This window comes from Agromyces sp. NBRC 114283, from assembly GCF_030268405.1.
In the GTDB taxonomy this organism is placed as follows: domain Bacteria; phylum Actinomycetota; class Actinomycetes; order Actinomycetales; family Microbacteriaceae; genus Agromyces; species Agromyces mediolanus.
The window spans coordinates 1,551,919-1,575,904 of sequence record NZ_BSQP01000001.1; the positions used below are offsets into that span (position 1 = coordinate 1,551,919).

25 protein-coding genes and 1 tRNA gene are annotated in these 23,986 nt (G+C 72.4%); 12 read left to right on the plus strand and 14 right to left on the minus strand.

Annotation, left to right across the window (positions count from 1 at the left end; all coding sequences use genetic code 11):
* The first annotated feature begins 25 nt into the window (after positions 1–25).
* Both folP and QSJ60_RS07570 read left to right on the plus strand, forming a co-directional pair.
* Positions 26–961: a dihydropteroate synthase gene (folP, locus tag QSJ60_RS07565; protein WP_285463183.1), complete on the plus strand. Its 936-nt coding sequence runs from the start codon at positions 26–28 to the stop codon at positions 959–961.
* Complete coding sequence (locus QSJ60_RS07570; protein ID WP_285463184.1) at positions 958–1,680, plus strand: pyrimidine reductase family protein; 723 nt, start codon at positions 958–960, stop codon at positions 1,678–1,680. The genes folP and QSJ60_RS07570 overlap by 4 nt, the downstream gene beginning before the upstream one ends.
* 17 nt (positions 1,681–1,697) lie before the next feature.
* On the opposite strand, the gene QSJ60_RS07575 is transcribed toward QSJ60_RS07570, so the two are convergent.
* The 3 genes from QSJ60_RS07575 to QSJ60_RS07585 form a co-directional block, all read right to left on the minus strand.
* On the minus strand, positions 1,698–3,344 hold the full coding sequence (locus QSJ60_RS07575) for a DNA repair helicase XPB (protein WP_230764987.1): 1,647 nt from the start codon (positions 3,342–3,344) through the stop codon (positions 1,698–1,700).
* 101 nt (positions 3,345–3,445) lie between these two features.
* A complete protein-coding gene (locus QSJ60_RS07580; protein ID WP_230764989.1) occupies positions 3,446–5,314 on the minus strand; it encodes a helicase-associated domain-containing protein in 1,869 nt (622 codons plus the stop codon).
* Positions 5,315–5,322: 8 nt separating this feature from the next.
* Complete coding sequence (locus tag QSJ60_RS07585) at positions 5,323–5,595, minus strand: hypothetical protein (protein WP_285463185.1); 273 nt, start codon at positions 5,593–5,595, stop codon at positions 5,323–5,325.
* A gap of 107 nt (positions 5,596–5,702) precedes the next feature.
* Here QSJ60_RS07585 and QSJ60_RS07590 point away from each other — a divergent pair, with 107 nt between their 5' ends.
* Both QSJ60_RS07590 and QSJ60_RS07595 read left to right on the plus strand, forming a co-directional pair.
* Positions 5,703–6,083, plus strand: coding sequence for a cold-shock protein (locus QSJ60_RS07590; RefSeq protein WP_189083866.1), 381 nt, complete (start codon positions 5,703–5,705; stop codon positions 6,081–6,083).
* Entirely contained in the window at positions 6,076–6,774 is a 699-nt protein-coding gene (locus tag QSJ60_RS07595) for a DUF3027 domain-containing protein (RefSeq protein ID WP_285463186.1), read from the plus strand. The genes QSJ60_RS07590 and QSJ60_RS07595 overlap by 8 nt, the downstream gene beginning before the upstream one ends.
* Here the strand turns inward: QSJ60_RS07595 and QSJ60_RS07600 are convergent.
* Both QSJ60_RS07600 and serC read right to left on the minus strand, forming a co-directional pair.
* Complete coding sequence (locus QSJ60_RS07600; protein ID WP_230764994.1) at positions 6,756–7,007, minus strand: DUF2530 domain-containing protein; 252 nt, start codon at positions 7,005–7,007, stop codon at positions 6,756–6,758. The two genes, QSJ60_RS07595 and QSJ60_RS07600, sit on opposite strands and share 19 nt — an antisense overlap.
* A gap of 2 nt (positions 7,008–7,009) precedes the next feature.
* The gene (serC, locus tag QSJ60_RS07605; protein WP_230764996.1) at positions 7,010–8,125 is read right to left on the minus strand and encodes a phosphoserine transaminase; all 1,116 of its coding nucleotides are present in this window, start codon (positions 8,123–8,125) and stop codon (positions 7,010–7,012) included.
* 74 nt (positions 8,126–8,199) lie between these two features.
* Between serC and QSJ60_RS07610 the strand changes: the two genes are divergently transcribed.
* From QSJ60_RS07610 to QSJ60_RS07625, 4 genes are all read left to right on the plus strand, one after another.
* A complete protein-coding gene (locus tag QSJ60_RS07610; RefSeq protein WP_189083870.1) occupies positions 8,200–8,892 on the plus strand; it encodes an iron-dependent transcriptional repressor DtxR in 693 nt (230 codons plus the stop codon).
* Positions 8,893–9,166: 274 nt separating this feature from the next.
* Entirely contained in the window at positions 9,167–9,997 is an 831-nt protein-coding gene (locus QSJ60_RS07615) for a C40 family peptidase (protein WP_229781505.1), read from the plus strand.
* Positions 9,998–10,321: 324 nt separating this feature from the next.
* Positions 10,322–10,840 carry an HNH endonuclease gene (locus QSJ60_RS07620; protein WP_230764998.1) on the plus strand — a complete coding sequence of 173 codons (519 nt, stop codon included), beginning with the start codon at positions 10,322–10,324 and terminating at the stop codon, positions 10,838–10,840.
* Positions 10,841–10,992: 152 nt separating this feature from the next.
* Positions 10,993–11,835 carry a CHAP domain-containing protein gene (locus tag QSJ60_RS07625; protein WP_189083879.1) on the plus strand — a complete coding sequence of 281 codons (843 nt, stop codon included), beginning with the start codon at positions 10,993–10,995 and terminating at the stop codon, positions 11,833–11,835.
* A 22-nt stretch (positions 11,836–11,857) separates the two neighbouring features.
* Here QSJ60_RS07625 and QSJ60_RS07630 read toward each other — a convergent pair whose 3' ends face one another.
* Positions 11,858–12,886, minus strand: coding sequence for a lactonase family protein (locus QSJ60_RS07630; RefSeq protein WP_285463187.1), 1,029 nt, complete (start codon positions 12,884–12,886; stop codon positions 11,858–11,860).
* 85 nt (positions 12,887–12,971) lie between these two features.
* Between QSJ60_RS07630 and QSJ60_RS07635 the strand changes: the two genes are divergently transcribed.
* Positions 12,972–13,044, plus strand: a tRNA-Arg gene (locus QSJ60_RS07635).
* A gap of 21 nt (positions 13,045–13,065) precedes the next feature.
* Here QSJ60_RS07635 and QSJ60_RS07640 read toward each other — a convergent pair.
* From QSJ60_RS07640 to QSJ60_RS07650, 3 genes are read right to left on the minus strand one after another with little or no spacing between them, the layout of a single operon-like run.
* Entirely contained in the window at positions 13,066–13,422 is a 357-nt protein-coding gene (locus QSJ60_RS07640) for a YciI family protein (RefSeq protein ID WP_230765001.1), read from the minus strand.
* The gene (locus tag QSJ60_RS07645) at positions 13,419–14,684 is read right to left on the minus strand and encodes an RNA polymerase sigma factor (protein ID WP_230765002.1); all 1,266 of its coding nucleotides are present in this window, start codon (positions 14,682–14,684) and stop codon (positions 13,419–13,421) included. Before QSJ60_RS07645 ends, QSJ60_RS07640 begins: the two co-directional genes overlap by 4 nt.
* A 41-nt stretch (positions 14,685–14,725) precedes the next feature.
* Complete coding sequence (locus QSJ60_RS07650; RefSeq protein WP_230765004.1) at positions 14,726–14,911, minus strand: hypothetical protein; 186 nt, start codon at positions 14,909–14,911, stop codon at positions 14,726–14,728.
* A 140-nt stretch (positions 14,912–15,051) separates the two neighbouring features.
* On the opposite strand from QSJ60_RS07650, the gene QSJ60_RS07655 reads away from it, so the two are divergent.
* Positions 15,052–16,119: an ATP-dependent DNA ligase gene (locus QSJ60_RS07655; RefSeq protein ID WP_189083884.1), complete on the plus strand. Its 1,068-nt coding sequence runs from the start codon at positions 15,052–15,054 to the stop codon at positions 16,117–16,119.
* Between the two features lie 9 nt (positions 16,120–16,128).
* Here the strand turns inward: QSJ60_RS07655 and QSJ60_RS07660 are convergent, their stop codons facing one another.
* Positions 16,129–16,632 carry an Lrp/AsnC family transcriptional regulator gene (locus QSJ60_RS07660; RefSeq protein WP_189083885.1) on the minus strand — a complete coding sequence of 168 codons (504 nt, stop codon included), beginning with the start codon at positions 16,630–16,632 and terminating at the stop codon, positions 16,129–16,131.
* Positions 16,633–16,762: 130 nt separating this feature from the next.
* On the opposite strand from QSJ60_RS07660, the gene ald reads away from it, so the two are divergent.
* Positions 16,763–17,860 carry an alanine dehydrogenase gene (ald, locus tag QSJ60_RS07665; RefSeq protein ID WP_189083886.1) on the plus strand — a complete coding sequence of 366 codons (1,098 nt, stop codon included), beginning with the start codon at positions 16,763–16,765 and terminating at the stop codon, positions 17,858–17,860.
* 171 nt (positions 17,861–18,031) lie between these two features.
* On the opposite strand, the gene QSJ60_RS07670 is transcribed toward ald, so the two are convergent.
* Entirely contained in the window at positions 18,032–18,337 is a 306-nt protein-coding gene (locus tag QSJ60_RS07670) for a rhodanese-like domain-containing protein (RefSeq protein ID WP_189083887.1), read from the minus strand.
* Between the two features lie 103 nt (positions 18,338–18,440).
* Between QSJ60_RS07670 and QSJ60_RS07675 the strand changes: the two genes are divergently transcribed.
* Positions 18,441–22,193, plus strand: coding sequence for an AAA family ATPase (locus tag QSJ60_RS07675; RefSeq protein ID WP_285463188.1), 3,753 nt, complete (start codon positions 18,441–18,443; stop codon positions 22,191–22,193).
* Positions 22,194–22,523: 330 nt separating this feature from the next.
* Here QSJ60_RS07675 and mscL read toward each other — a convergent pair whose 3' ends face one another.
* From mscL to QSJ60_RS07690, 3 genes are read right to left on the minus strand one after another with little or no spacing between them, the layout of a single operon-like run.
* On the minus strand, positions 22,524–22,961 hold the full coding sequence (mscL, locus tag QSJ60_RS07680) for a large conductance mechanosensitive channel protein MscL (protein ID WP_189083889.1): 438 nt from the start codon (positions 22,959–22,961) through the stop codon (positions 22,524–22,526).
* A 48-nt stretch (positions 22,962–23,009) separates the two neighbouring features.
* Positions 23,010–23,339 (minus strand): FmdB family zinc ribbon protein, encoded by a 330-nt coding sequence (locus tag QSJ60_RS07685; protein WP_285463189.1) that lies wholly within the window; start codon positions 23,337–23,339, stop codon positions 23,010–23,012.
* 32 nt (positions 23,340–23,371) lie between these two features.
* Positions 23,372–23,950: a 5-formyltetrahydrofolate cyclo-ligase gene (locus QSJ60_RS07690; protein WP_189083891.1), complete on the minus strand. Its 579-nt coding sequence runs from the start codon at positions 23,948–23,950 to the stop codon at positions 23,372–23,374.
* Positions 23,951–23,986: the final 36 nt, after the last annotated feature.

Consider the following 23,986-nt stretch of genomic DNA (forward strand, 5'->3'; position numbering starts at 1 on the left):
TCCGGTCCCGGGCTACGATTCGGGTATGGCTGCCCCCTCGACTCGACCGTCCGGCTGGGTCGAACCCCAGTACCGCCACCCCGTGCGCCGCATCGCCGGGCGCGAGGTCGACTACCGGCGCGAGATCCAGATCATGGCGGTCGTGAACCGCACCCCCGACTCGTTCTACGACCGCGGGGCGACCTTCGGGCTCGACGCGGCGGTCGAGGCCGGCCGTCGTGCGATCGGCGCCGGCGCCGCGTGGATCGACATCGGCGGCGCGAAGTTCGGGCCCGGCCCCGCCATCCCCGTCGCCGAGGAGATCGATCGGGTCGTGCCCGTCGTCGAGGCGCTTCGCGACGACGGCGCCGCGCTTTCCGTCGACACCTTCCACGGCGAGGTCGCACGGGCGGCCATCGCCGCCGGCGCGCACGTGATCAACGACACCACCGGCATCCACGACCCCGCGCTCGCCGAAGCGGTCGCCGCCTCCGACGCGACCCTCGTCATCACGCACAGCCGGGCGGAGCCCCGGCAGTGGTTCCCGAAGCCGGAGTACGTCGACGTGGTGGACGAGGTCCGCGCATTCCTCGAGCAGCGCGTCGCGCTCGCCGTCTCGCTCGGGGTGCCGGAGGAGCGGATCGTGCTCGACCCGGGGCACGACCTGAACAAGAACACCCGGCACACGCTCGAGCTCACCCGCCGCTTCGGCGAGTTCACGGAGCTCGGCTTCCCGCTCGTCGCCGCGGTGTCGAACAAGGACTTCATCGGCGAGTCCCTCGACCGCCCGCGCGACGGCCGGCTCGCCGGTTCGATCGCCGCCGCCGTGTTCTGCGCGGCGCAGGGCGCGCGCATCCTGCGCATGCACAACGTGGCCGAGTCCGTGGACGCGGCGCGGATGGTCGAGGCGATCCTCGGATGGCGCGAGCCCGCCTACCTGAAGCACAACCTCGTCGACGGCCCGAACGAGGAGGCCTCGTGAGCGAGGACCCGGGCGTGACCCGCGCGCAGCTCTTCGACGCCTACGGACTGCCCGACCGGGCGACGCCGCGGGTCAGGATGAACTTCGTGATGAGCCTCGACGGCGCCGTCACCCTCGACGGCCGCAGCGGCGGGCTCGGCGACCCCGCCGACCGGCTCGCGATGGGCGTGCTCCGCACGCTCGCCGACGTCGTGCTCGTCGGGGCCGGCACGGTGCGGGCCGAAGGCTACGGCGGGCTCCGGCTCCGTGCCGAGAACCGGGCGTGGCGCCGCGAGCACGGGCTGCCCGAGGCGCCGCGCATCGCGATCGTGTCCTCGGCGCTCGAGCTCGACCCGGCCGACGCCGTGTTCGCCGAGGCCGAGGGACGGCCGCTCGTGCTCACCCACGAGGCATCCGACCCCGCTCGTCGCGCGGCGCTCGCCGAGGTCGCCGAGCTCGTGGACTGCGGGGTCGAGCGGGTGGAACCCGCGCTCGTGCGCGACGCGCTCGCCGAGCGAGGGATGCCGCAGGTCCTCTGCGAGGGCGGGCCGCACCTCTTCGGTGCGCTGCTCGACGCCGACCTCGTCGACGAGCTCTGCCTGAGTCTCAGCCCGCTGCTCGTCTCCGGCAGCGCCGGGCGCATCGCGCAGGGCCTCACCCAGCAGACCCGGCGGATGCACCTCGTGCACGCGATCCCGGCGCGGGACCTGCTGCTGCTCAGGTACGCCAGAGCGCGGTAGCCGGGTCAGCCGCGGGCTCAGGCGGCCGCGTCGAGGGCGTGCGCGTCGAGGATCGTGTACGAGTAGCCCTGCTCGGCGAGGAAGCGCTGCCGGTTCTGGGCGAAGTCCTGGTCGACCGTGTCGCGCGAGACGAGCGTGTAGAAGTTCGCCGAGAGCCCGGACTCCTTCGGACGGAGCAGCCGGCCGAGCCGCTGCGCCTCCTCCTGGCGCGAGCCGTACGAGCCGGAGACCTGGATCGCCACGGTCGCCTCGGGGAGATCGACGGAGAAGTTCGCGACCTTCGAGACGACGAGCACCGGCGTGCGGCCGTCGCGGAACTCCTGGAACAGGCGCTCGCGCTCGTCGACCGGCGTGGCGCCCGTCAGCTGCGGGGCGCCGAGCGTCTCGGCGAGCTCGTCGATCTGGTCGAGGTACTGCCCGATCACGAGGATGCGCTCGCCCGCGTGCCGCTCGACGAGCTGCTTCACGACGCCGAGCTTCGCGGGCGCGGTCGCGGCGAGCCGGTAGCGCTCGTCGTCGGCGGATGCCGCGTACGCGAGCCGCTCGGACTGCGGAAGGTCGATGCGCACCTCATAGCAGGCGGCCGGGGAGATGAAGCCCTGCGCCTCGATCTCCTTCCACGGGGCGTCGAAGCGCTTCGGGCCGATGAGGCTGAAGACATCGCCCTCGCGGCCGTCCTCGCGCACGAGCGTCGCCGTGAGCCCGAGCCGGCGGCGGGCCTGCAGCTCGGCCGTCAGCTTGAACACGGGCGCCGGCAGCAGGTGCACCTCGTCGTAGACGATGAGGCCCCAGTCGAGGGCGTCGAGCAGCGAGAGATGGGCGTACTCGCCCTTCCGCTTCGCCGTGAGGATCTGATAGGTCGCGATCGTGACCGGCTTGATCTCCTTGGTCTGGCCCGAGTACTCGCCGATCTCCTCGGGCGTGAGGCTCGTGCGGCGCAGCAGCTCGTCGCGCCACTGCCGGGCGGAGACCGTGTTCGTGACGAGGATGAGCGTCGTGGTCTTCGCGGTCGCCATCGCGCCCGCGCCGACGAGCGTCTTGCCCGCGCCGCAGGGGAGCACGACGACGCCGGAGCCGCCGTCGAAGAAGTTGTCGACCGCCTTCTGCTGGTAGTCGCGCAGGTGCCAGCCGTTCTCCGCGAGGTCGATGACGTGCGGGGTGCCCGGCGTGTAGCCGGCGAGATCCTCGGCGGGCCAGCCGAGCTTCACGAGCTCCTGCTTCAGCTGTCCGCGCGCCCACGGTTCGACGAGGAAGCTCGTGTCGTCGATGCGCTCGCCGATGAGCGGCGAGATGCGCTTCGCGCCGACGACCTCGGTGAGCACCGCGAGGTCGTCACTGCGCAGGCGCAGCTCGCCGTCGTCGGTGCGATCGATCACGAGCCGGCCGTAGCGGCCGACGGTCTCGCGCATGTCGACCGAGACGGTCTGCGGCACCGGGAACTTCGCGTAGCGCTCGAGCGTACCGAGCATGTCGTCGGCGGTGTGCCCCGCGGCCCGCGCATTCCAGAGGCCGAGCCTGGTGATCCGGTAGGTGTGGATATGCTCGGGGGCGCGCTCGAGCTCCGCGAAGACTGCGAGGTCGTGCCGCGCGTCCTCCGCGAGCGGGTTCGCGACCTCGAGCAGCACGGTGCGGTCGCTCTGCACGATGAGGGGGCCGTCTGACATGACCGTCAAGTCTACGCCCGATCCGGCGACCCACGGCCCCTTCGCCGGATCCGCCCCCTCGGCCGCTGCACAGGCGAGATCGGGCAGTCGGGAACCGGCGCTCAGAACTCGGGCGCCGGGGCGACCGAGGCGATGGCGGAGATCGGCAGGGTGCGCTCGATGTCGGCCTTACGGTCGCGCGCCCGGAGCCGGCCGTTCGCGACGCTCGCCGGGGCGAGGAGATAATCGGCCGTCTGCCCGCCCGGCATCCGCACCGTCACTGTCAGCGTCTCCTTCGCGCGGGCCGCGGCCTCGAGCTGTCGGGCGAGCCACGCCTGCTCGGTTGCGGGGCCGTCGCTCGAGGCGGCGAGCAGCACGTCGAGGAGCTTGCCGATGGGGTCGCCGGCGGGCGCCGGGGTAGGGGTCGGGGCGAGGCGGTGCCGTTGCAGGCGGAGGATGCGCCCGTCGGCATCCTCCGCGGCGACCGGATACCTGGCGTCGGAGAGGGCCCAGAACACGACGTCCGGGGCGAACCTGGAGAGCAGGCGGTGCGGGCCGGTGCGCCGCAGTCCGATCGCGCTGAGCGACTGGTCGACCTCGAGCGTGCCGATCAGCTGCTCGTCCTCGGAGCGCACCGAGCTCTTCGCCGGCGCGTCGCCGTCGTCGGCGACGGAGACCCGCACCGCGCCGAAGCGCGCGGCCGCCTCCGCGACGAGGTACTCGAGGGGCTGCGGGATGCCGGTCAGGGAGAGCGCGCCGAGGAACTCGCGGATCGAGTCCGCCGTCTCGCCGGCCGCGAGGCCGCGATTCACGGACGCGGCAGTGACCCGGTAGCTCGAGGCGAGGTCGCGACCCTCGACGTCGGCGAAGCCGCGCAACCTGGCGTCGAGCGCCGGCTCGAGGGGCCCGGGCGAGACGATCGTGAGGTCGTGCTGCACGTAGACCCGGTCGACCTGCGCCGGGAAGTGCGCGCTGAGCAGTGCGGCGGCCTCGTCGAGTCGCCCGCCGAGCACGAGCCGGCCCGGCTCGACGGGTTCGCCGGCGACTGCGAGGCCGAGCGCCTCCGCTTCGCCCGCGAGCCTGGCGAGGCCCGCATCGAGCCAGTCGCCGCCGACGGGGTAGAGCCAGCGCACATCCTCGCGGAACGCCGCCGCCGACAGCGTCTCGCTGCGCCGCGTCACGAGTTCGCGGAGTGCGGGCGGCACTCGCTCGCGCCAGCACTCGGCGAGGACGGCCCAGCGCTCGGCCGGACCGGAGAGCGACCACGCCGCTCCCGCGTCGGACTCGAGCCAGTACGCGCCGTCGCGCACGACCAGGCCGGCCTCCACCGCGCGGCCGAACAGGCGCGGCACCTCGTCGAGCGCGACGCCCGCGACCTCGGCGAGGCGGCGCGCGTCGGGCAGGGCGAGCCCGCCCTTCGCGAGCTCCCGCGCGGGCTGGGCGCCGAGGGCGGCGAGGAGCTCGGCGGTGGCGGCGACCGTCGCGTAGGCCTGCTCGGAGGCGCGCCGGGCGAGCAGCGAGCGGTCCACCTGGTCCACGGCCTGCAGGACCGGAGGCGCGGGGGCGAGCAGCTCCTCGAGACTCGGCAGCTCGTCGCCGAGGCGTGGGACGAGCCGAGTCGCGATCGCGGCGGGGACGTGCAGCGCGCCGGCTGGGCCGCCCTCCGCGTCCACGACGAGCAGGCGCGCCCGCAGACCGCCGAGGAGCGCGGGCAGCCCGCGCCGGAACTCCGCGGAAGCGCCGAGCCCGGCGAGGCGTTCGGCGAGCGCCCCCTCGTCGAGCTGGTGCTCGGCGCTCGCGAGCGCGGCGAGCACCGCGAGGTGCGGCCGGTCGAGGCGGCCGATGACGTGGTCGAGGGAGTCCTGGTGCAGCAGCGCCTCGGCCAGGTCGAAGAGGTCGGCGATGCCGTCGGTCGAGAACTCGCGGAGGGTGAGCGCGTCGCGCAGCTCGTCGCGGCCCATGCCCCGGAGCTGTGCGGCGAGCTGCAGCATAGGCCCGCTCAGCTCCCGGTTCGCGCCTCGCGCGAGCGGCGCACGGCGTTGACGATGAGCAGGACGACGAGCAGGAGGAAGCCGAGCGGCAGTCCGACGACGGGGACGAAGAAGACGACCGGCCAGATGCTGCGGCTGAAGCCGTCGCCGGCGCCCGCTCCGGAGGCGGTGGCGATCAGCACGGCGAAGATGCACAGCACCGACAGCCCGACCGAGCCGGCGACCATGAAGGCGAGGACGCGCTCGAGGCGGTTCTCGGAGGTGGGACGATCGGTGCTCACCCTCCCAGGATAGCCAGGGCGAGCCGAGTGCGTCGGCCGCAACTAGACTGGGCACCCGAGGGCGACGAGTTCCGGTGCGCCCGCATGGACACGAGCGAGGTCACGCGATGCCCAGCGGCAAGGTCAAGTTCTACGACGAGGAGAAGGGGTTCGGCTTCATCAGTGGTGATGACGGCCAGGAGGTCTTCCTGCACGCCTCTGCCCTCCCCGCCGGGGCCGTGGTCCGGGCCGGTTCGAAGGTCGAGTACGGCATCGCCGACGGCAAGCGCGGCCCGCAGGCCCTCTCGGTGCGCGTCCTCGAGACGCCGCCGAGCCTCGCCCGCATCAATCGCCGTTCGGCCGACGACATGGCGGTCGTGGTGGAAGACCTGGTCAAGTGGCTCGACGCCGCCGGCAGCGACCTGCGCCGCGGACGGTACCCCGACAAGGCGCGCGGCCGGCAGATCGCGACGCTGCTGCGGAAGGTGGCTGACGAGCTGGATGCCTGAGCCCACCGAAGCCGAAACCACGCCGACCGAGACCGACGCCGCCACGGCGCAGGCGGAGTCCGAAGCCGAGCGGACGGAGGCCGACGCCGCGCCCGCCGAGGAGCGGTCGTTCGTCGCCGACGAAGTGCTGCTCGCCTCGGCCGCACTCGCGCAGCGTGCGCTGCTCGAGGTCACCCCTCCCGAGACCGTCGGCTCGGTCGTCGGCCACATCGTCGAGGGCGAGCACGTGCTGTCGCTGCTCTTCGCCGCCGACCTGGCGGGCTACCCCGGGTGGCACTGGAGCGTCACGATCGCCCGCGTCGAGGACGCCGAGCCGACCGTGCTCGAGACCGAGCTCATGCCGGGGGAGCGGGCCCTGCTCGCCCCCGAGTGGGTGCCGTGGTCCGATCGGCTCGCGGAGTACCGGGCCGCGCAGGCCGCCGCGGCCGAAGCCGCCGCGCTGGCCGGCGACGACGCGGAGGCCGAGCTCGACGAGGAATTCGACGACGAGGAGCTCGACGAGGACTCGGACGACGAGGACGACGACGAGGACTCGGACGACGACGGCTTCGACGATCACGACGACGATCACGACGACGCGTTCGACGGCATCGAGATCGATGCGCTCGACGACGAGGCGGATGACGAGGAGGCCGACGACGAGTCCGACGGCGCCGCGTCGTCAGCCGAGGATCACGACGAGCGCGACTGACGCCGCCTGAGCAGCTGCACGGCGACGATGCCGGCGACGCCCAGGCCGGCGCCGATCAGCGTCGTCGGCACCAGCAGCGCGCTCGCGCGCTCGTCGATCGTGCCGCCGAGGGCGAGCACCACCCCGAGCACGACGAGCCAGCCGATCGTGCCGACGAGCAGCGCCTTCCGCGCATCGGCGCGGGCGGGCTCCGGGTCGGGGCGCCGCTCGTGCTCGGCGAGCCAGAGCCGCATGGTCAGCCCAGCTCCCCGAGCACGTAGTCGATCGCCGAGGTGAGCGCGCGCACGTCGTCGGGCTCGATGGCGGTGAACGTGGCGATGCGCAGCTGGTTCCGGCCGAGCTTGCGGTACGGCTCGGTGTCGACGACGCCGTTCGCCCGCAGCGCCTTCGAGATCGCCGAGGCATCCGTCGACTCGTCGAAGTCGATCGTGACGACCACCTGCGAGCGGTCGGCGGGGTCGGCGACGAAGGGCGTCGCCACCGTCGAGGCGGTGGCCCAGTCGTAGAGCACCGACGACGACTCGCGGGTGCGCGCGTCGGCCCAGGCGAGGCCGCCCGAGGCGTTCATCCAGTCGATCTGGTTCTCCATGAGCAGGAGCGTCGCGAGGGCGGGGGTGTTCAGCGTCTGGTTGAGCCGCGAGTTGTCGACCGCGTTCTTGAGGGAGAGGAACTCGGGGATGTACCGGCCCGAAGCGGCGATGCGCTCGACCCGCTCGATCGCGGCGGGGGAGAGGATGGCGAACCACAGTCCGCCGTCGGCCGCGAAGTTCTTCTGCGGGGCGAAGTAGTACACGTCGAACTCGTTCGCGTCGACGGCGATGCCGCCCGCGGCGCTCGTGGCGTCGACGACAGTGAGCGCGCCCGCGTCGCCGGCGACGCGCCGGACCGGGGCCTGCACGCCGGTCGAGGTTTCGTTCTGCGGCCAGGCGTACACGTCGACGCCCGCGATCGCCTCGGTGCGGGCGCTCGTGCCCGGCGCCGCGGTGCGGACGTCGGGGGCCTCGAGCCAGGGAGCCCCGGCGGCCTTCGCGAACTTGGCCCCGAACTCGCCGAAGGAGGCGAGCTGCGCGCGGCGCTCGATGAGCGAGGCGGCGGCGGCGTCCCAGAACGCGGTCGAGCCGCCGTTCCCGAGCACGACCTCGTAGCCCTCGGGGAGCGAGAAGAGCTCCGAGAGGCCCGAGCGGACGCGGCCGACGAGGTCCTTCACCGGGGCCTGGCGGTGCGAGGTGCCGAGGATGGCCGGGCCGAACTCGGCGAGATGGGCGAGCTGCTCGGGCCGCACCTTCGACGGGCCGCAGCCGAATCGTCCGTCGGCGGGCAGGAGTTCAGCGGGGATCACGAGGCTCGGCATGCGGATGAGTCTATCGATGGCGGCGAGCCCACTAGGCTGGAAGGCGGGCTGTGACGACACGGGGAGGAAGCAGCGTGACCGACCTCATCGACACGACGGAGATGTACCTCCGCACGATCCTCGACCTCGAGGAGGAGAACATCGTGCCGCTGCGCGCCCGAATCTCCGAGCGTCTCGGCCACTCCGGCCCGACCGTCTCGCAGACCGTGGCGCGCATGGAGCGCGACGGGCTCGTCGTCGTGTCCGGCGACCGGCACCTCGAGCTCACGCCCGAAGGGCGCAGCAAGGCCGTGCACGTCATGCGCAAGCACCGCCTCGCCGAGCGGCTCCTCTCCGACGTCATCGGGCTCGAGTGGGAGTACGTCCACGACGAGGCGTGCCGCTGGGAGCACGTGATGAGCGAGCAGGTCGAGCGCCGGCTCATCGAGCTCCTCGGCCAGCCGACCGAGTCGCCCTACGGCAACCCCATCCCCGGCCTCGAAGAGCTCGGCGTCCCCGCGGCGGCCCCGTTCATGAGCGGCGTCCGCAATCTCGTGCAGGCGCTCGGCGACACCACTGAGCCCATCCGCGGCGTCGTCCGCCGTCTGGGCGAGCCCGTGCAGTTCGACCCGGAACTGCTCGCCCAGCTCAAGCAGGCCGGCATCATGCCGGGAGCGAAGGCGACGTTCAGCGTCAACGGCGGCTACGTGCTCGTGCAGGTCGACGACGTCGAGGGCGGGCTGGAGCTCCCGGTCGAGGTCGCCGCGCACCTCTTCATCGGCGACTGACGCTTCGGCGACTGACTCTTCGGCGACTGAGCCGCAGCTGCGCTGCCCGCCGGTCAAGCTTGGGATCGGCTGTGAGTCGGCGCCGTTCGTGATCGGAATGTGACATTCCGGAGGGCCTCGCGTATTCTCGTTCGAGTCCGCCGGCGAGAAGCCAGTCGGTGGAACCGAGATCGAGACGCCCCCGACGTCCACCGCTCGATCCTGAAACCCGTGAAGCGCTCCGGCGCAGCCAGGTGGAACGCCGTTCCCGGCCGTGGGCGACGGAGGTAGTGTTTTGGCTCGTTCCCCCAAGCGACGTCTTCCCGGCGGCCGCGTCAGCAAAGCTGCGACCAAGGCCATCGTGCAGGCGAAGACCAGGGCGGATGATTCCGAGACGGCGATCACGCCCGTCTCGACGATCTCCACCCGACGATTCCGCCGCGGCGGCGTCGCGAACCTGGTCGTCATGTCCATCTCGGCCGGCCTCGTCGGCACGCTGGCGATCCCCGCCTACGCGTTCACGCCCGGCAGCGAGGACCCGGAGTTCGCGACGACCGCGGCGGCCGCGCTCACGAAGGCCGACCCGCAGTCGGTCGACGTCGCCGCCGAGGCATCCGCCGCGCCCGTCTCGCAGGACACGCTGGCCGTGACCACCGGCGCCTCCATCCAGGAGGCCGCCGAAGCAGAGGCCGCCCGCCAGGCCGCGCAGACCGCGATGACCTCGTACGCCGCCTCGTATGACGGCCCCTCGGTCGGCGACTTCCTGGCGAACCCGCCGTACCCGAACTTCGACCTCGCGAGCGTCTACAGCGTCGCGACGCAGTACATCGGCGTGCCCTACGTCTACGGCGGCGCGACGCCGGCGGGCTTCGACTGCTCCGGCTTCGTGATGTACGTCTACGCCCAGTTCGGCGTCTCGATGCCGCACTCCTCCGCGGGTCAGGGCGCGATGGGCACGCCGATCTCCGAGTCGGCCGCGGTGCCCGGCGACCTCGTCATCATGCCCGGCCACGACGGCTTCTACGCGGGCGGCGGAATGATCCTGCACGCGCCCTACGAGGGCGCCTCGGTGCGCGTCCAGCCGATCTGGACGAGCGACTACTCGATCGTCCGCATCGGTATCTGAGATGAACTTCGGGTGACCGCCCGGGGGAAACGGCGCGCCGGAGGCATCCTGCGCGCCGTTTCCTGTCGTACCCTGGAGCCCTGACGAACCGAACCGAACGGGGAGGCCGATGGTGCAGCGCGAGCGCGTCCATGCCAGGAACGCGCGCGCGCAATTCCACCAACGGTCGAGTCAACAGCCGAACGACCTGAGCGCCAACGCGCCGCACGGGCACCGTCCTCTGGACGGTGCCCGTTTTTCGTTCCAGCGACCCCCGCAGGCGACGATTCGCCGTCCCGTATCCCGCGGCCGGAAGCCACCCGGCCCCGTACGAAAGGTGACGTCATGAGCGGCACCCTCATCCTGAACGCGAGTTACGAACCGCTCGCCGTGGTCCCGATGCGACGGGCCATGCTCCTCGTGCTGAACGGCAAGGCCTCGGTCGTCGAGGCGGCCGACGGCTGGCTGCACTCGCGCTCCGCGCGGTACGCCGTGCCGAGCGTCGTGCTGCTGCAGCACTACGTGCGCGTCCCGATGCGGCCGGTGCCGCTCACCAGGCGTGCGGCGCTGCAGCGCTACGGCTACCGCTGCGCCTACTGCCGCGGCTACGGGGACACGCTCGACCACGTGGTGCCGCGGTCGAGGGGCGGCGGGCACAGCTGGGCCAATGTGGTCGTCGCGTGCCGGCGCTGCAACCACCGGAAGGCCGACAAGATGCTCGCCGAGATCGGGTGGCGGCTGCCGTTCGAACTGACCGACCCGGCCCCGACCCCGCAGGCCCGCGCCGGACTCTGGTCGACCCGCCACCCGGAGTGGGCGCAGTACCTCGGCTCGGTTCCGCAGCCGACGCTGCTCGCCGGATGACCCGTCTCGGATCCGCGCGGCCGAGCTCCGTGATCGGATCGTGACATCCGATCCGACGTGCCCTATGGTGGAACGAGTCCGGTGCGGTGCACGCCCTCCGGTCGCCCGAGACCACCCCGCCTCCCTCTGCGCGGGATCCGGAGGAACTGCACGTGAACGGTGACACCAAGCGCGACGCGATCGAGCGGCCGCGCGAAGGACGGCGCTCGGCGCCCGCGGCATCCGACTCCCATTCCTCGCCCGCCTCCGACGGCCGGGTCCGCCGACGCAGCCCGCTCCGCGTCCTCGGCGCCGTCGTCGCCGTGCCGGCCCTCGTCGGCACCGTCGCCATCCCCGCGTACGCGATGATGCCGGGCGCCGACGAGTTCGCGAGCAGCGCGAACTACAGCCTCACGCAGAGCGAGGCGCAGGACCTCGTCGTCCCGGGCCTCGTGAACAAGGCCGGCGTCGCCGCCGACAGCTACGAGGTCACGACGAAAGAGGAGATCGACCGCAAGTCGCGCGAGGCCGCTGCCGCGGAGCAGGCCGCCTGGTCGGCCGAGCTCGCCTCGCGCGCCGGCAACGGCAACTACGCCGTGTACACGGTGAAGGCCGAGGGCGACGACTACCCGTGGTGGGACCAGCTCCCCGACGACTACGGCGGCGGCCTGTCGCCGCTGCGCTACTACTACCGCGAGTGCGTCGACTTCGTCGCCTGGCGGCTCAACCGCGACGCCGGCGTCACGAGCGCCCCGTGGAAGTGGGACTGGTCGAACCTCGCCTCCGGGAGCGCGTACGCCTGGGCGGATGCGTGGTCCGCGAAGGGCTGGCCCACCTCCTCGACGCCCGTCGTCGGCGCGGTTGCCTGGTTCCCGTACAACCACGTGGCCTACGTGCAGTCGATCAACGGCGACGGCAGCGTGAACATCGAGGAGTACAACCAGAACTCCGACCACTCGTACCACCGACGCACGATCCCGGCGGGCGAGGCGCTGTACCTCTACCCGCCGGCCTGAGGCAGGCCGGCGCGGCCCCGCCTCAGCGGGGCGCCCGGGCGAGGCAGGCGGGAGCCGGCGTCGGCACGGTGTCGACGAGCTCCTGCGGCGCGCCCTCGGCGTCGAGCGCGACGATCGCGATCGAGTCGGAGCCCTGATCGGCGACGAGGGCGAATCGCTGGTCGTGCGTGAGCTCCAGGTCGCGGGGATGGATGCCGCCGGTCGTCACGCTGGCGACGTGCTCGAGCGCTCGCGCCGCACGGTCGAGCCGCAGCCCGGCGAGCGCGTCGGCGTCGCGGTCGCCGACGAGCACGACGCCGCCCCGCGTCAGCCTGATCGCGGAGACGCCGAGGCCACGGGGCGTCACCCCCTCGTCGACCGGGGACCAGCCGAGCTCCGCGCGCGCGTCGAGGTCGAGGACCGAGACCGTGCGGTCGAGCTCGTTCGCGACGAGGGCGAGCCGCCCGCTCACCACGAGGTGGCGCGGGCCGGCCCCGGCGTGCACGGCGATCTCGCCGGCCTCGAGCAATGCGCCGCTCGCCTCGTCGAGCTCGAGCAGTCGGATGCGGTCGGCCCCGAGATCGGGTCCGAGTACCGTCGTGCCGTCGAAGACGATCTGGTGCAGGTGCGAGGACTCCTGCCGCTGGGCGTCCGGCCCACTGCCTGCGAACGTGGCGCGGGCGACCGCGGCGGCGGGCCCGGGCCCGCCGATCGGATGGGAGGTGACCGAACCGCCGGAGTAGTTCGCGGCGAGCGCCCACGCCCCCTCGGGGCTGATCGCGAGGTGGCAGGGGTCGCCGTCGGCGGGGCCGAGCTCGGCGAGCGGGGCGAGGCCGCGCCCGTCGGCTTGCACCGACCACGCGGAGACGCCGCCGGGCGCGAGTTCGTGGGCGACGGCGAGGCGATCGCCGCGGAGCGCCAGGAACATGGGGTTGGCGCCGACCGCGATCGGCTCGTCGAGCTGCCAGCCGCCCTGCGCATCGACCTCGAGGCGGCGGACGCCGCTCGCGGGGCTGCCGAGGCCGCCCGTCGTCGACGCGCCCACCCAGAAGACCGTCGGCTCGCCGCTCATGCTGCTCCATTCCGCGGCGGACCGCTGTCGGGGCGCTGCTGGCGCCGACCGCCAGGGTATCGCGAGCCGGTAGACTCGCTAGGCCGCCCCCGTAGCTCAGAGGATAGAGCGTCGGTTTCCTAAACCGTGCGTCGCAGGTTCGAGTCCTGTCGGGGGCACGGTTCGATTTCTGCGATCGGTCATTCCTGGTCCCACGGGAGCGCCACCAGCGGGAGGATGTAGATCCTGCCGAGCACGGCGACCGGGTGCTTCGTCATATACTCGGCCGCTTCGTCGATCGAATCCGCAGTGATCACGTCGTAGCCGGCGAACCACTCCTTGAACTCCGGGAACGGGCCGTCGGTGATGAGCGTCCGGCCGTCGCGGACAGCGACGGACTTCGCCCGCTCGGGGCCGGCGACCGGGCCGCCCAGACTGAGTCGGTCGGCGTGCTCGCCCTCGGCCACCCAGCGCTCGAGCATCGCCTGGTCCTCGGACTGGGGCAGCTCGGCGCCGGTGGGGTCGGACATGTGGATGACGAGGTACTGGCTGCTCATGAGCGGGGTCCTTTCGGTGCTGCGAGTTGGTTTCGTCGGCGGATGAGGTGTCTGGTCTCGGCGGTGGTCCCGGCCAGCTCGATCGCGCGGTCGTAGGCCGCTCGGGCCTCGGCGGAGCGGCCGGTCGCGCGCAGCAGTTCCGCCCGGGTGACGTGGAAGGCGTGGTGGCCGTCGAGCCGTTCGGCGAGCCGCTCGACGATCACGAGGGCGAGTTCGGGTGAGTCGTGCTCGGAGACCGCGATGGCCTTGTTGAGCGTGACGAGCGGATTCGGGTCGATCTGCTCGAGCCGGGAGTAGAGGCGCGCGATGCGCGCCCAGTCCGTGTCACGCGGATGCGGGGCGGTGACGTGGGCGGCGTTGATCTCGGCGAGCAGCCGATACCTGCCCGAGGGCTCGTCGGGCTCACGGGAGGAGAGCAATCGCAGGCCCTCGGCGATGAGCGCTCGGTCCCACGATCCGCGATCCTGCTCGTCGAGCCGCACCAGCTCACCGTCGGCCGAGACGCGGGCCGGAGCGCGGGCGTCCGTGAGCAGCATCAGCGCGAGCAGCCCGGCGACCTCGGCGTCGTCGGGCCGGAGCTCCTGAGCGAGCCGGGCGAGACGGATGGCCTCCGCGGTGAGCTCGCGCCGGATCACCGGCGTGTCCGGGCTGGAGGCGAGGTACCCCTCGTTGAAGACGAGGTACAGCACCGCGAGGACGGCGTCCAGGCGCTCGGGAAGATCCTCCGCCGCGGGAATGGCGAAGGGGATGCCGGCCGCCTTGATCTTCGCCTTCGCCCGGCTGATCCGCTGACCCATGGTCGTGTCCTGCACCAGGAACGCGTGGGCGATCTCGGCGACGGTGAGCCCGCCGACGACCCGCAGGGTCAGTGCGACGCGCGCGTCGAGCGAGAGCACCGGATGGCAGCAGATGAACAGCAGCCGGAGTCGATCGTCCTCGACGGCGCCGGTCGGGGCGGCGGGTTCCGGATCCTGCATCGCCACCGCCTCCCGGTGCTTCTCGTCCCGACGCGCCTCACGTCGCAGCCGGTCGATCGCCCTGCGGTTGGCCGTCGTGGTCACCCAGCCGGCGGGGTTCGGCGGGATGCCGTGCCTCGGCCACTGCTCGACGGCGATCGCGAACGCCTCCGCGGTCATCTCCTCGGCCAGGTCGAGGTCGTCGAACCGCCGCGCGAGTCCGGCGACGATCCGCGCCCACTCCTCGCGATGCGTGCGCGCGAGCACTGTCGCGACGTCCCCAGGGGCGTCCCGAGCTTCGGGCATGGTCACCTCTTCTCGTTCCATCTGCACTACGAACGGGCCGTTCAGTTTTCGACAGTCTTTCGGAAAAGACGTCGGAGCGCGGTGGGGCCGGCGGCCTTCGGCAGCGGGGCCTCGGCCGCCTCGGCGGCCCGGCGTTCGGCGGCGACGCGACGCCGTTCCGCCTCGACCGCGGCCCGCTGCAGCTCGGCCCGCTGGGAGGCGATCATCAACACCGGATCGATGTGCATGGAGGTGGCCCTTCCCGATCACGCCGGAATCGGTGCATCCCGGCTATCAAGACCACGAACGGGTGCGGCGCGGTTCGACATCGTCGGCCCTCGTCGCCAGGTGCTGGTGCCGCCGGCCGCGCCGGAGCATGATGGGTCGCATGGACCTGCCGGTGATGCCGCCCGTCGCGCCGATGCTCGCGAAGTCGGTCAAGGAGATCCCCGACGTCGGCCACGTGGAGCCGAAATGGGACGGCTTCCGCACCATCGTCTTCCGCGACGGCGACGAGGTCGAGCTCGGCAGCCGCAACGAGAAGCCGATGACCCGGTACTTCCCCGAGCTCGTCGAGGCACTCCGGCGGGAGCTGCCGGAGCGGTGCGTGCTCGACGGCGAGATCGTGCTGATGCGCGACGGCCGGCTCGACTTCGAGGCCCTGCAGCAGCGCATCCACCCCGCGGCGAGCCGCGTGCAGCTGCTGGCGGGGGAGACGCCCGCGTCGTTCGTCGCGTTCGACCTGCTCGCGATCGGCGACGAGGACCTCACCGGTGTCGCGTTCGGCGAGCGGCGGCGCCGGCTCGAGGAGGTGCTGGCCGGGGCATCCGATCCGGTGTTCCTCACCCCGGCGACGGCCGATCTCGACGAGGCCCGCGACTGGTTCGAGCGCTTCGAGGGGGCCGGCCTCGACGGCGTCGTCGCGAAGCCGCTCGACGGCGTGTACCAGCCCGACAAGCGCGCGATGTTCAAGATCAAGCACGAGCGCACGGCGGACTGCGTGGTGGCGGGCTACCGCTGGCACAAGAGCGGCGACGTCGTCGGCTCGCTGCTCCTCGGCCTGTACGGCGACGACGGGCGACTGCACCACGTCGGGGTCGTGGCGGCGTTCTCGATGGCGAGGCGCGCCGAGCTCGTCGCGGAGCTGGAGCCGCTCGTCGAAACCGATCCGTCGCGGCATCCCTGGGGCGAGTGGGCGGACCAGGCCGCGCACGAGCAGACTCGGATGCCCGGCGCGGTGAGCCGATGGAGCGCCGGCAAGAACCTGTCGTTCGTGCCGCTGCGACCCGAGCGCGTCGTCGAGGTCGCGTACGACCACATGGAGGGCGAGCGGTTCCGGCACACGGCGCAGTTCCGCCGTTGGCGACCCGACCGCGACCCCGCGAGCTGCGACTACGGCCAGTTGGAGGCGCCGGGCGCGCTCGAGCTCGGCGAGATCCTGCCGCTCAGGAGCTGAGCGCCCGGCTCAGAGCACGACGCCGATGCCGGCCGAGAGCGCGGTGTGGTGCTCGAACACGAGGTTCGTCTCGGTCAGCGCGACGGCGGGGTTCGCCGAGAGATTCTTCAGCACGAACTGGCGCACGTGCGCGCTGTCGCGGACGCGCACGTGGATGAGGAAGTCCTCGGTGCCGCCGAGGAAGAACAGCTGCGCCACCTCGGGCTCGCGGCGGAGCTCGTCGGAGATCTGCTCCATGAGGTGACGGGCGCCGGGCCGGATGCGGACGCTGACGAGCGCCTGCAGGGTGAAGCCGAGGGCCACCGGGTCGATCTCGGCGGTGTAGCGCGTGATGACCCCCCGTTCGCGCAGCGAGCGCACGCGGGCGAGGCAGGTGGACGGCGAGATGCCGACCGCCCGGGCCAGGTCGACGTTCGGGATGCGGGCGTTCTCGTGCAGGCGGGCGATGATCGCCCGGTCGAGCTCGTCGAGGACGACGGGCCCCTGGTCGCGGATCTGCGGCGCATCGCTCATGATCGGCCTCGCAATCGTATGAATGCTCTTCTGATCGTGAGTCTACCGAATTCTGTGCGGAGGAGCTTTCGTTCCGGCGAATAAGCGGCGACCATTGAGCGTACCCACCCAACAGCATTCGGAGTCTGAAATGCACATCGGCGTGCCCGCTGAGATCAAGAACAACGAATTCCGCGTCGCCATCACCCCGGCCGGCGTCCACGCCTTCGCGCAGCGCGGCCACCGCGTCGATGTGCAGGCGGGGGCCGGCGTCGGTGCCGGCTACACCGACGAGGACTACCGCGAGGCCGGTGCCACGATCGTCGCGACGGCCGACGAGGCCTGGAGCGCCGAGCTCGTCCTCAAGGTCAAGGAGCCCATCGAGCCGGAGTACGGCTACCTCCGCAGCGACCTCACGCTGTTCACCTACCTCCACCTCGCGGCCGACCGCCCGCTCACCGACGCGATCCTCGCCTCGGGCGTCACGGCGATCGCCTACGAGACCGTGCAGCTCGCCGACCGCTCGCTGCCGCTGCTCACGCCCATGAGCGAGGTCGCCGGCCGACTGGCCCCGCAGGTGGGCGCCGCCTCGCTGCACGCCTCGAAGGGCGGCCGCGGCGTGCTGCTCGCGGGCGTCCCCGGCACGAGCCCCGCGAAGGTCGTCGTCATCGGCGGCGGCGTCGCCGGCGAGCAGGCCGCGGCGACCGCGCTCGGCCTCGGCGCCGACGTCACCGTCTTCGACATCTCGCTGCCGAAGCTGCGCGAGATCGACGCGCGCTACCAGGGGCGCATCAAGACCCTCGCCTCCTCGCCGTACGAGATCGCCCGCCAGGTGAAGGACGCCGACCTCGTCGTCGGCGCCGTGCTGATCCCGGGCGCCGCGGCGCCGAAGGTCGTCACCGACGAGATGGTCGCCACGATGAAGCCGGGCGCCGTGCTCGTCGACATCGCGATCGACCAGGGCGGCTGCTTCGAGGGTTCGCGCCCGACGACGCACGCCGACCCCACCTTCAAGGTGCACGACGCGATCTTCTACTGCGTCGCGAACATGCCCGGCGCGGTCCCCGCGACCTCGGCCCCCGCGCTCACGAACGCGACCCTGCCGTACGCGCTGAAGATTGCCGACCTCGGCTGGGAGGCCGCCCTCGACGCCGACCCGGCGCTCGCCAAGGGCCTCAACGCGACCGCGGGCAAGCTCACCAACGAGCCCGTCGCCGTCGCCCTCGGGATCGAGTACCAGGCGCGCTGAGCCGCGCCGCGCGACCTCGCCCCTCGCAGCCGATCGACCGCCTCGCGCGGTCGCGAGGGGTGACGGAACGTCGTGGCGGGCCGACTCCCAGCGCCCGTCGCGACCGGATGCCCCGACTGCACACGATGCGGTCGGGGCATCCGTCCGTTCAGGACTCGGTTCGCTCGCGGCTCAGTCGTCGCCGAGGACGACGGGCAGCCCGTGCTGATACCAGGCGAGGATGCCGCCCTCGACGTTCACCGCGTCGATGCCCTGCTGCTCCAGATACTGCACGGCCTGCGCACTGCGGCCGCCGACGTGGCACATGACGTAGACCGTGCGATCGCGCGGCACCTCGTCGAGGCGGGCGACGAGTTCGCCGAGCGGGATGTGGTGCGCGCCCTCGACCCGCGCCTGCGCGAGCTCTTCGTGCTCGCGCACATCGATCAGATAGGCGTCGGTCGCGGCGTGGACCTCCGCGGGGGAGCTGGACTGCATGGTGGGCCTCTCGACCTCCGTCACGATACCCGAGCCTCGACAAAGCACGAGGTTCCGGGCGTCGCTGCGCCGAATCGGGGGAGGAGCGACATAAGGTGGCCCTGTGCAACGGCTGGAACGCGATCAAGGAGACGAGCAACTGCTCGCGCGCGAGACGGATGCCGCGGCCGACGAGCTCACCCCCGACCCCGTTCCCCACGAGGCCGGGCGGCCCACGAGCCTCAGCCTCGGTGATCCCGCCCTCGTCGCGGGCAATGTCGCCGAGCCCACCTGGCGGCGCTGGCAGGACGAACTGCGCGCCGCGGGCGGACGCTCGCCGCTCGTGCGCTTCGAGGACACGCCGCGCACCCGGATCGAGCTCTCGACGACGCACCCGGGAGGCCTGCCGCAGTTCATCACGGGCAAATCGACGCTGCTGTCGAGTCTGATCCGAGACGAACTCGCGCTGCGCAATGCGCGCCTGGCCGCCGCCGAGATCACCCAGAAGGGCATCGAACTGCGCTCGGTGCGCGGCATCGAGTCGGTGCACCTCGCCATCGGGCTCGCCTCGTGGCGGCACAACGGCCAGGAGTACACCGCGCCCGTCCTGCTGCGCCCGCTCGCGATCCGTCGGTACGGGCGGGACTTCGAGCTGAAGCTCAAGGGGCAGCCGTTCCTCAACCCCGCGCTCGCGCGCGAGCTGCACGAGCAGTTCAAGATCACGCTCGACGCCGACGCGTTCGTCGCGCTCGCGATCACCAACGGCGTGTTCAAGCCCCAGCCCGTCATCGACCGCCTGCGCGGGCTGACCTCGCACCTGCCGTGGTTCAGCGTCGCCCCGCGGCTCGTCGTCTCCTCCTTCGCCGAGGTCGGCCCGGCGCTCGCCGCGGACGCGGACGGCACCGCGCATCCGGTCGTCGACGCGATCGCCGGCAACAAGGCGGCCCGCGCCTCGCTCGCGGCGCTGCCGGAGCTGCCGCGCCCCGTCCCGCAGGACGAGCGGCCGCCGTCGACCGACGTGCTCCTGCTCGACGCCGACCAGGAGCAGGAGCAGGTCGTCGCGGCGGTTGCCGCCGGCGCCTCGATCGTCGTGAAGACGCTGCCGGGCACCGGCGGAACGCAGACCATCGTGAACGCGATCGGCGCCCTCGTCGCCGCCGACAAGCGCGTGCTCGTCGCCGGCGCGCGGAAGGCGAGCCTCGACGGCATCGCCCACCGCCTCGGCCAGGTCGGCCTCGGCGGCATGGCGGTCACGACCGCGGGCATCCGGCGCGAGCTCATCCAGTCGATCTCGCGGAACGAGCGCGCCGAGCGACCCCGGGTGAGCGATGTCGACGACGCGCTCGTCCGGCTGCGCAAGGTCCTGCTCGACTACCGTGCCGCGCTCACCCGGCGCGACCCGGAGTTCGGCGCCTCGGTGCTCGAAGCGCTCACGGCGCTCGCCGACCTCGCCGCGCTGCCGGCGGCGCCCGACACGACGGCTCGACTCGACCACGCGGCGCTCGTCGCCCTGACGGGCGACCGCAGCCGAGCCGCGCAGGACCTCGCTCGCGCGGCCGCGCTCGGCGAGTTCCGCTACGGGCCCGGCGACTCGCCCTGGTACGGCGCCTCCTTCTCGAACTCCGAGGACGCCGAGCAGTCGCACGCGCTGGCGAAGCGGTTGAGCCGCAGCGAGGTGCCGCGCCTCCTCGAACGCGGACGGGCGCTCATCGCGCAGACCCGCCTGCGGCCGTTCGAGTCCGTGGCCGAGCTCGGGGTCTTCCTCCGGCTGCTCCTCGATGTCCGCGAGACGCTCGACAAGTTCCAGCCCTCGGTCTACGACCGGCCGCTCGGCGAGCTCATCGCCGCGACCGGTTCCAGGCGCGACTCGGAGGGGATGAGTGCCGCCAACCGTCGCAGGCTCCGCCGCCACGCCGGCGAGTTCCTGCGTCCCGGCGTGCACGTGTCGGACCTGAACGCGGCCCTCCGCGGCATCCAGCAGCAGCGCACGCTCTGGCAGCGGTACTCCGAGGCGGGTGCGATCCCCGCCGTGCCGGCCGGCATCGACGACGTCCACGTCGCCTACCGCACGGTGGCCGCCGATCTCTCCTCCCTCGACGGCCCGCTCGGCGTCGCGGGCACTCCGCGGCAGCTCGCGGCACGGCCGATCCGCGAACTGCAGTCCACGCTCGCCGGGCTCGCCGAGGAGTCGGAGGTGCTGCTGAACCTGCAGGAGCGCACGGCCCTGCTCGGCCGCCTGCGCGACCTCGGGCTCGACCCGCTGCTGCTCGACCTGTCGAAGCGGCACGTCCCCGAGCTGCGGGTCGCGGCGGAGCTCGAGCTCGCCTGGTGGCAGTCGGTGCTGGAGACCATGCTGGCTCGCGAGAAGGCGCTGCTCGGTGCGAACACCTCGGTGCTCGACCGGCTGGAGGCCGACTTCCGCCTCGTCGACGAGGCGCACGCCGCCGCGGCGGGGCCGCTCACCGCGTGGCGCCTCGCCGAGAACTGGAAGGTCGCGCTCGTCGACCACGCCGACGAGGCCGAGCGGCTGAAGAAGCTGCTGCGCAGCGACCGGGTGCGGCCGCAGCTGCTCCAAGCGGAGGCGCCGACGCTGTTCCGCGTGCTGGCGCCGGTCTGGCTCGCCTCGCCGTACGAGGTGCCCGCCATCGACGACACGATCGGCTTCGACGCGGTCGTGCTGGTCGACGCCGGCGCGACGACGATCGCCGAGAACCTCGGGGCGATCCGTCGAGCGAAGCAGATCATCGCCTTCGGCGACCCTGTCACGCAGACGCCGACGCCCTTCGAGACGGGCATCTTCGATCGGGACCAGCAGGGGCCGGCCGAGCACGGCGTGGATGCCGCGCACGCGGACTCCGCGCTGGCCCGGCTCGGCGAGCTGCTGCCGACCATGACCCTGACGCGCAGCTACCGCGCCGGCGGCGAGGACCTCGCCGAGCTCGTGAACACCTGGTTCTACGGCGGCCGCATCGTCTCGATGCCGTGGGCGGGCAGCTTCCTCGGGCACGGCAGCCTCGGGCTGCACTACGTGCCGGGCAACGGCCTGCCCGACCCCGTGACCGGTACGGTCGAGTCGATCGACACCGAGGTCGCGAAGGTCGTGGAGCTCGTCATGGAGCACGCCGTGAAGCGTCCGCGCGAGTCGCTCATGGTGATCACCGCGAGCCAGCGGCACGCCTCCCGCGTGTACCAGGCGGTGCTCGCCGCGTTCGCGAAGCGCAGCGACCTCTCCGACTTCATCCTGAAGGACCGTGCCGAGCCGTTCACCGTGCTCACCCTCGAACAGGCCGTCGCGCAGAGCCGCGACCGGGTGATCTTCTCCATCGGGTACGGCCGCACGCCGCACGGACGCCTCCTGTCGAACTTCGGAGCGCTCGGCGAGCCGGGCGGCGATCGGCTCCTCGCCGTCGGGATGACGCGCGCCCGCCGGTCGATGGACATCGTCTCGGCGTTCCGACCCGAGCACATCGACGAGGACCGTCAGGCGCACGGCGTGCTCGCGCTCGCGAACGTGCTCGCTCAGACCGAGGAGCGGCAGTCCGCCCCGGCCGAGTCCGGGACCGGCGACGCGATGCTCGCGGATCTCGGCGCCCGCCTCGAACGGCGCGGCATCCGGGTGAGCGTCGGTCACCGCGGCAGCCTCGCCCTCGCAGCGGCCCACGCCGGGAAGGCGGTGGTCGTCGAGACGGATGCCTCGCTCGACGGCATGAGCCTGCGCGAGTCGCTGCGACTCCGCCCCGAGGTGCTGCGTCGGCTCGGCTGGCACTACCTCCGCGTGCACAGCTTCGAGCTGTTCAGCAATCCGGATGCCGTGGCCGAGCGCGTGGCGACGTTGCTCGGCAAGCCGAGCCCGCGCCGCGCCGCAGCCCAGCGGTGACGGACACGCTCCGATGACCGGGGCGACGCCGACTCCCGAGTCGGAGCCGGGTGGGGCGCCGGGCGCCGAGGAGACGGGGCCCGCGGCGCCGGAGCGTCAGCGCGTCGTCCGAGCCCGGGGCGCCAGGCGGGCGAAGCTCACGCCGGCGCCTGGCAGCGACCCGTCGCCGGAGTCGCCGCTGGAGCGGGAACCGAGCCGCCCGGCCGGCCCCGACGACGAGCGGATCACGCGGGAGCGCCCGCCGCACTGGTGAGCGGCGAGGCATCCGACTGCACGAGAACGCCCGCTGCACCGAGGTGCAGCGGGCGTTCGGCGTGTCGGGGGAGGCCGTCAGCCGCTGTGGCGGCCGGAGCCGCCCGGAGCGGTCGAGCCGCCGTTCTGCGCGGCGAGCAGGTCGCGGATCTCGGCGAGCACGTCGAGCTCGGTCTCGGGCGTCTCGGGGTCGGGCTGGCCCGCCTTGCGCTTCGCCTCGGCGCGCTCCTTGAAGTGGTTCATCGGCATCACGAAGACGAAGTACACGACGGCCGCGACGGCGAGGAAGGAGATGATGGCGCCGATGATGGCGCCGAAGGAGAACTTGGCGTCGCCGACCTGCCAGACGAGCGCGTTGTTCAGGCTGTCCGCCTGGAAGAGCAGGCCGAGCAGTGGGTTGATGAGGTTCTCGACGATCGAGTTCACGACGGCCGTGAACGCGGCGCCGATGACGACTGCGACGGCGAGGTCGATGACGTTGCCGCGCATGATGAATTCTTTGAAGCCGTTGATCATGGCTCGCTCCCTCCGGGGTGGGCTGGTCGTCGCCACGATAACGCAGGCTCAGGCGGATGCCGCGGAGGTGCTCCCGCCGGTTCCTTGGCTGGTCGAACCGGACTTTGCGGGGCTGCCTCCGTTCGACGCGCCGCCCGACGTGCTCGAGCCTCCGCCGGTGGCGGACCCGGCCTTCGCCGAGCCCCCGCTGTCGCCGGAGCCCGAGCGCGAGTCCGTGCGGTAGAAGCCGGAGCCGTTGAACGTGACGCCGATGGTGTTGAAGAGCTTGCGCAGCTTGCCGCCGCAGACCTCGCAGACGGTCAGCGCGTCGTCGCTGAACGCCTGGTGGATGTCGAAGGCGTTCCCGCACTCGGTGCAGCGGTAGGAATACGTGGGCATGGGGATCTCCGGATGTTGCAGGGCGCCGACGCTCAGAAGGCGACGATGCGGGTGGGGGTGACGACGCCGTTCACGCCTTGGTCGTGGAGCTCGTGCGGCACGCGCTCGACGAACTCGCTGTCGAAGACGACGGCGTACACCGGAGGGCATTTTGCCATCGAGCCGAGGGTCTTGTCGAAATACCCGCGGCCCCAGCCGAGTCGCATGCCGCTCGCATCGACGGCCGCGGCCGGCACGACGATGAGATCGACGTCGTTGATCGCCATCGGGCCGAGCAGCTCGCCGACCGCCTCGGGCGTGCCGTGCAGCCCGAGCTGCTCGGTGTCCTCTTCGCCGACCGTCCAGTCGAGCAGGCCGTCCTCCCGGGTGACGGGGAAGAGTACGCGGAGCCCCTGCGCCTCGGCCCAGTTCACGAACGGCCGGGTGTTCGGCTCGCTCGGCATGGACAGGTAGCAGGAGAGCGACTCGGCGTTCGTCCGGGCGACGAGTTCTTGAAGCCGGGAGGTGAACCCCTCGGTCGCGAGTTCGCGCTCGTGGTTGGAACGGTTCTGGCGGCGCTCGCGGAGTTCGGCGCGGAGGATGCGCTTCTGGACGTCCGGATCGTCGGGCATGCTCTCATCCTAGACAGCGGAGGCCATCGGATAGGC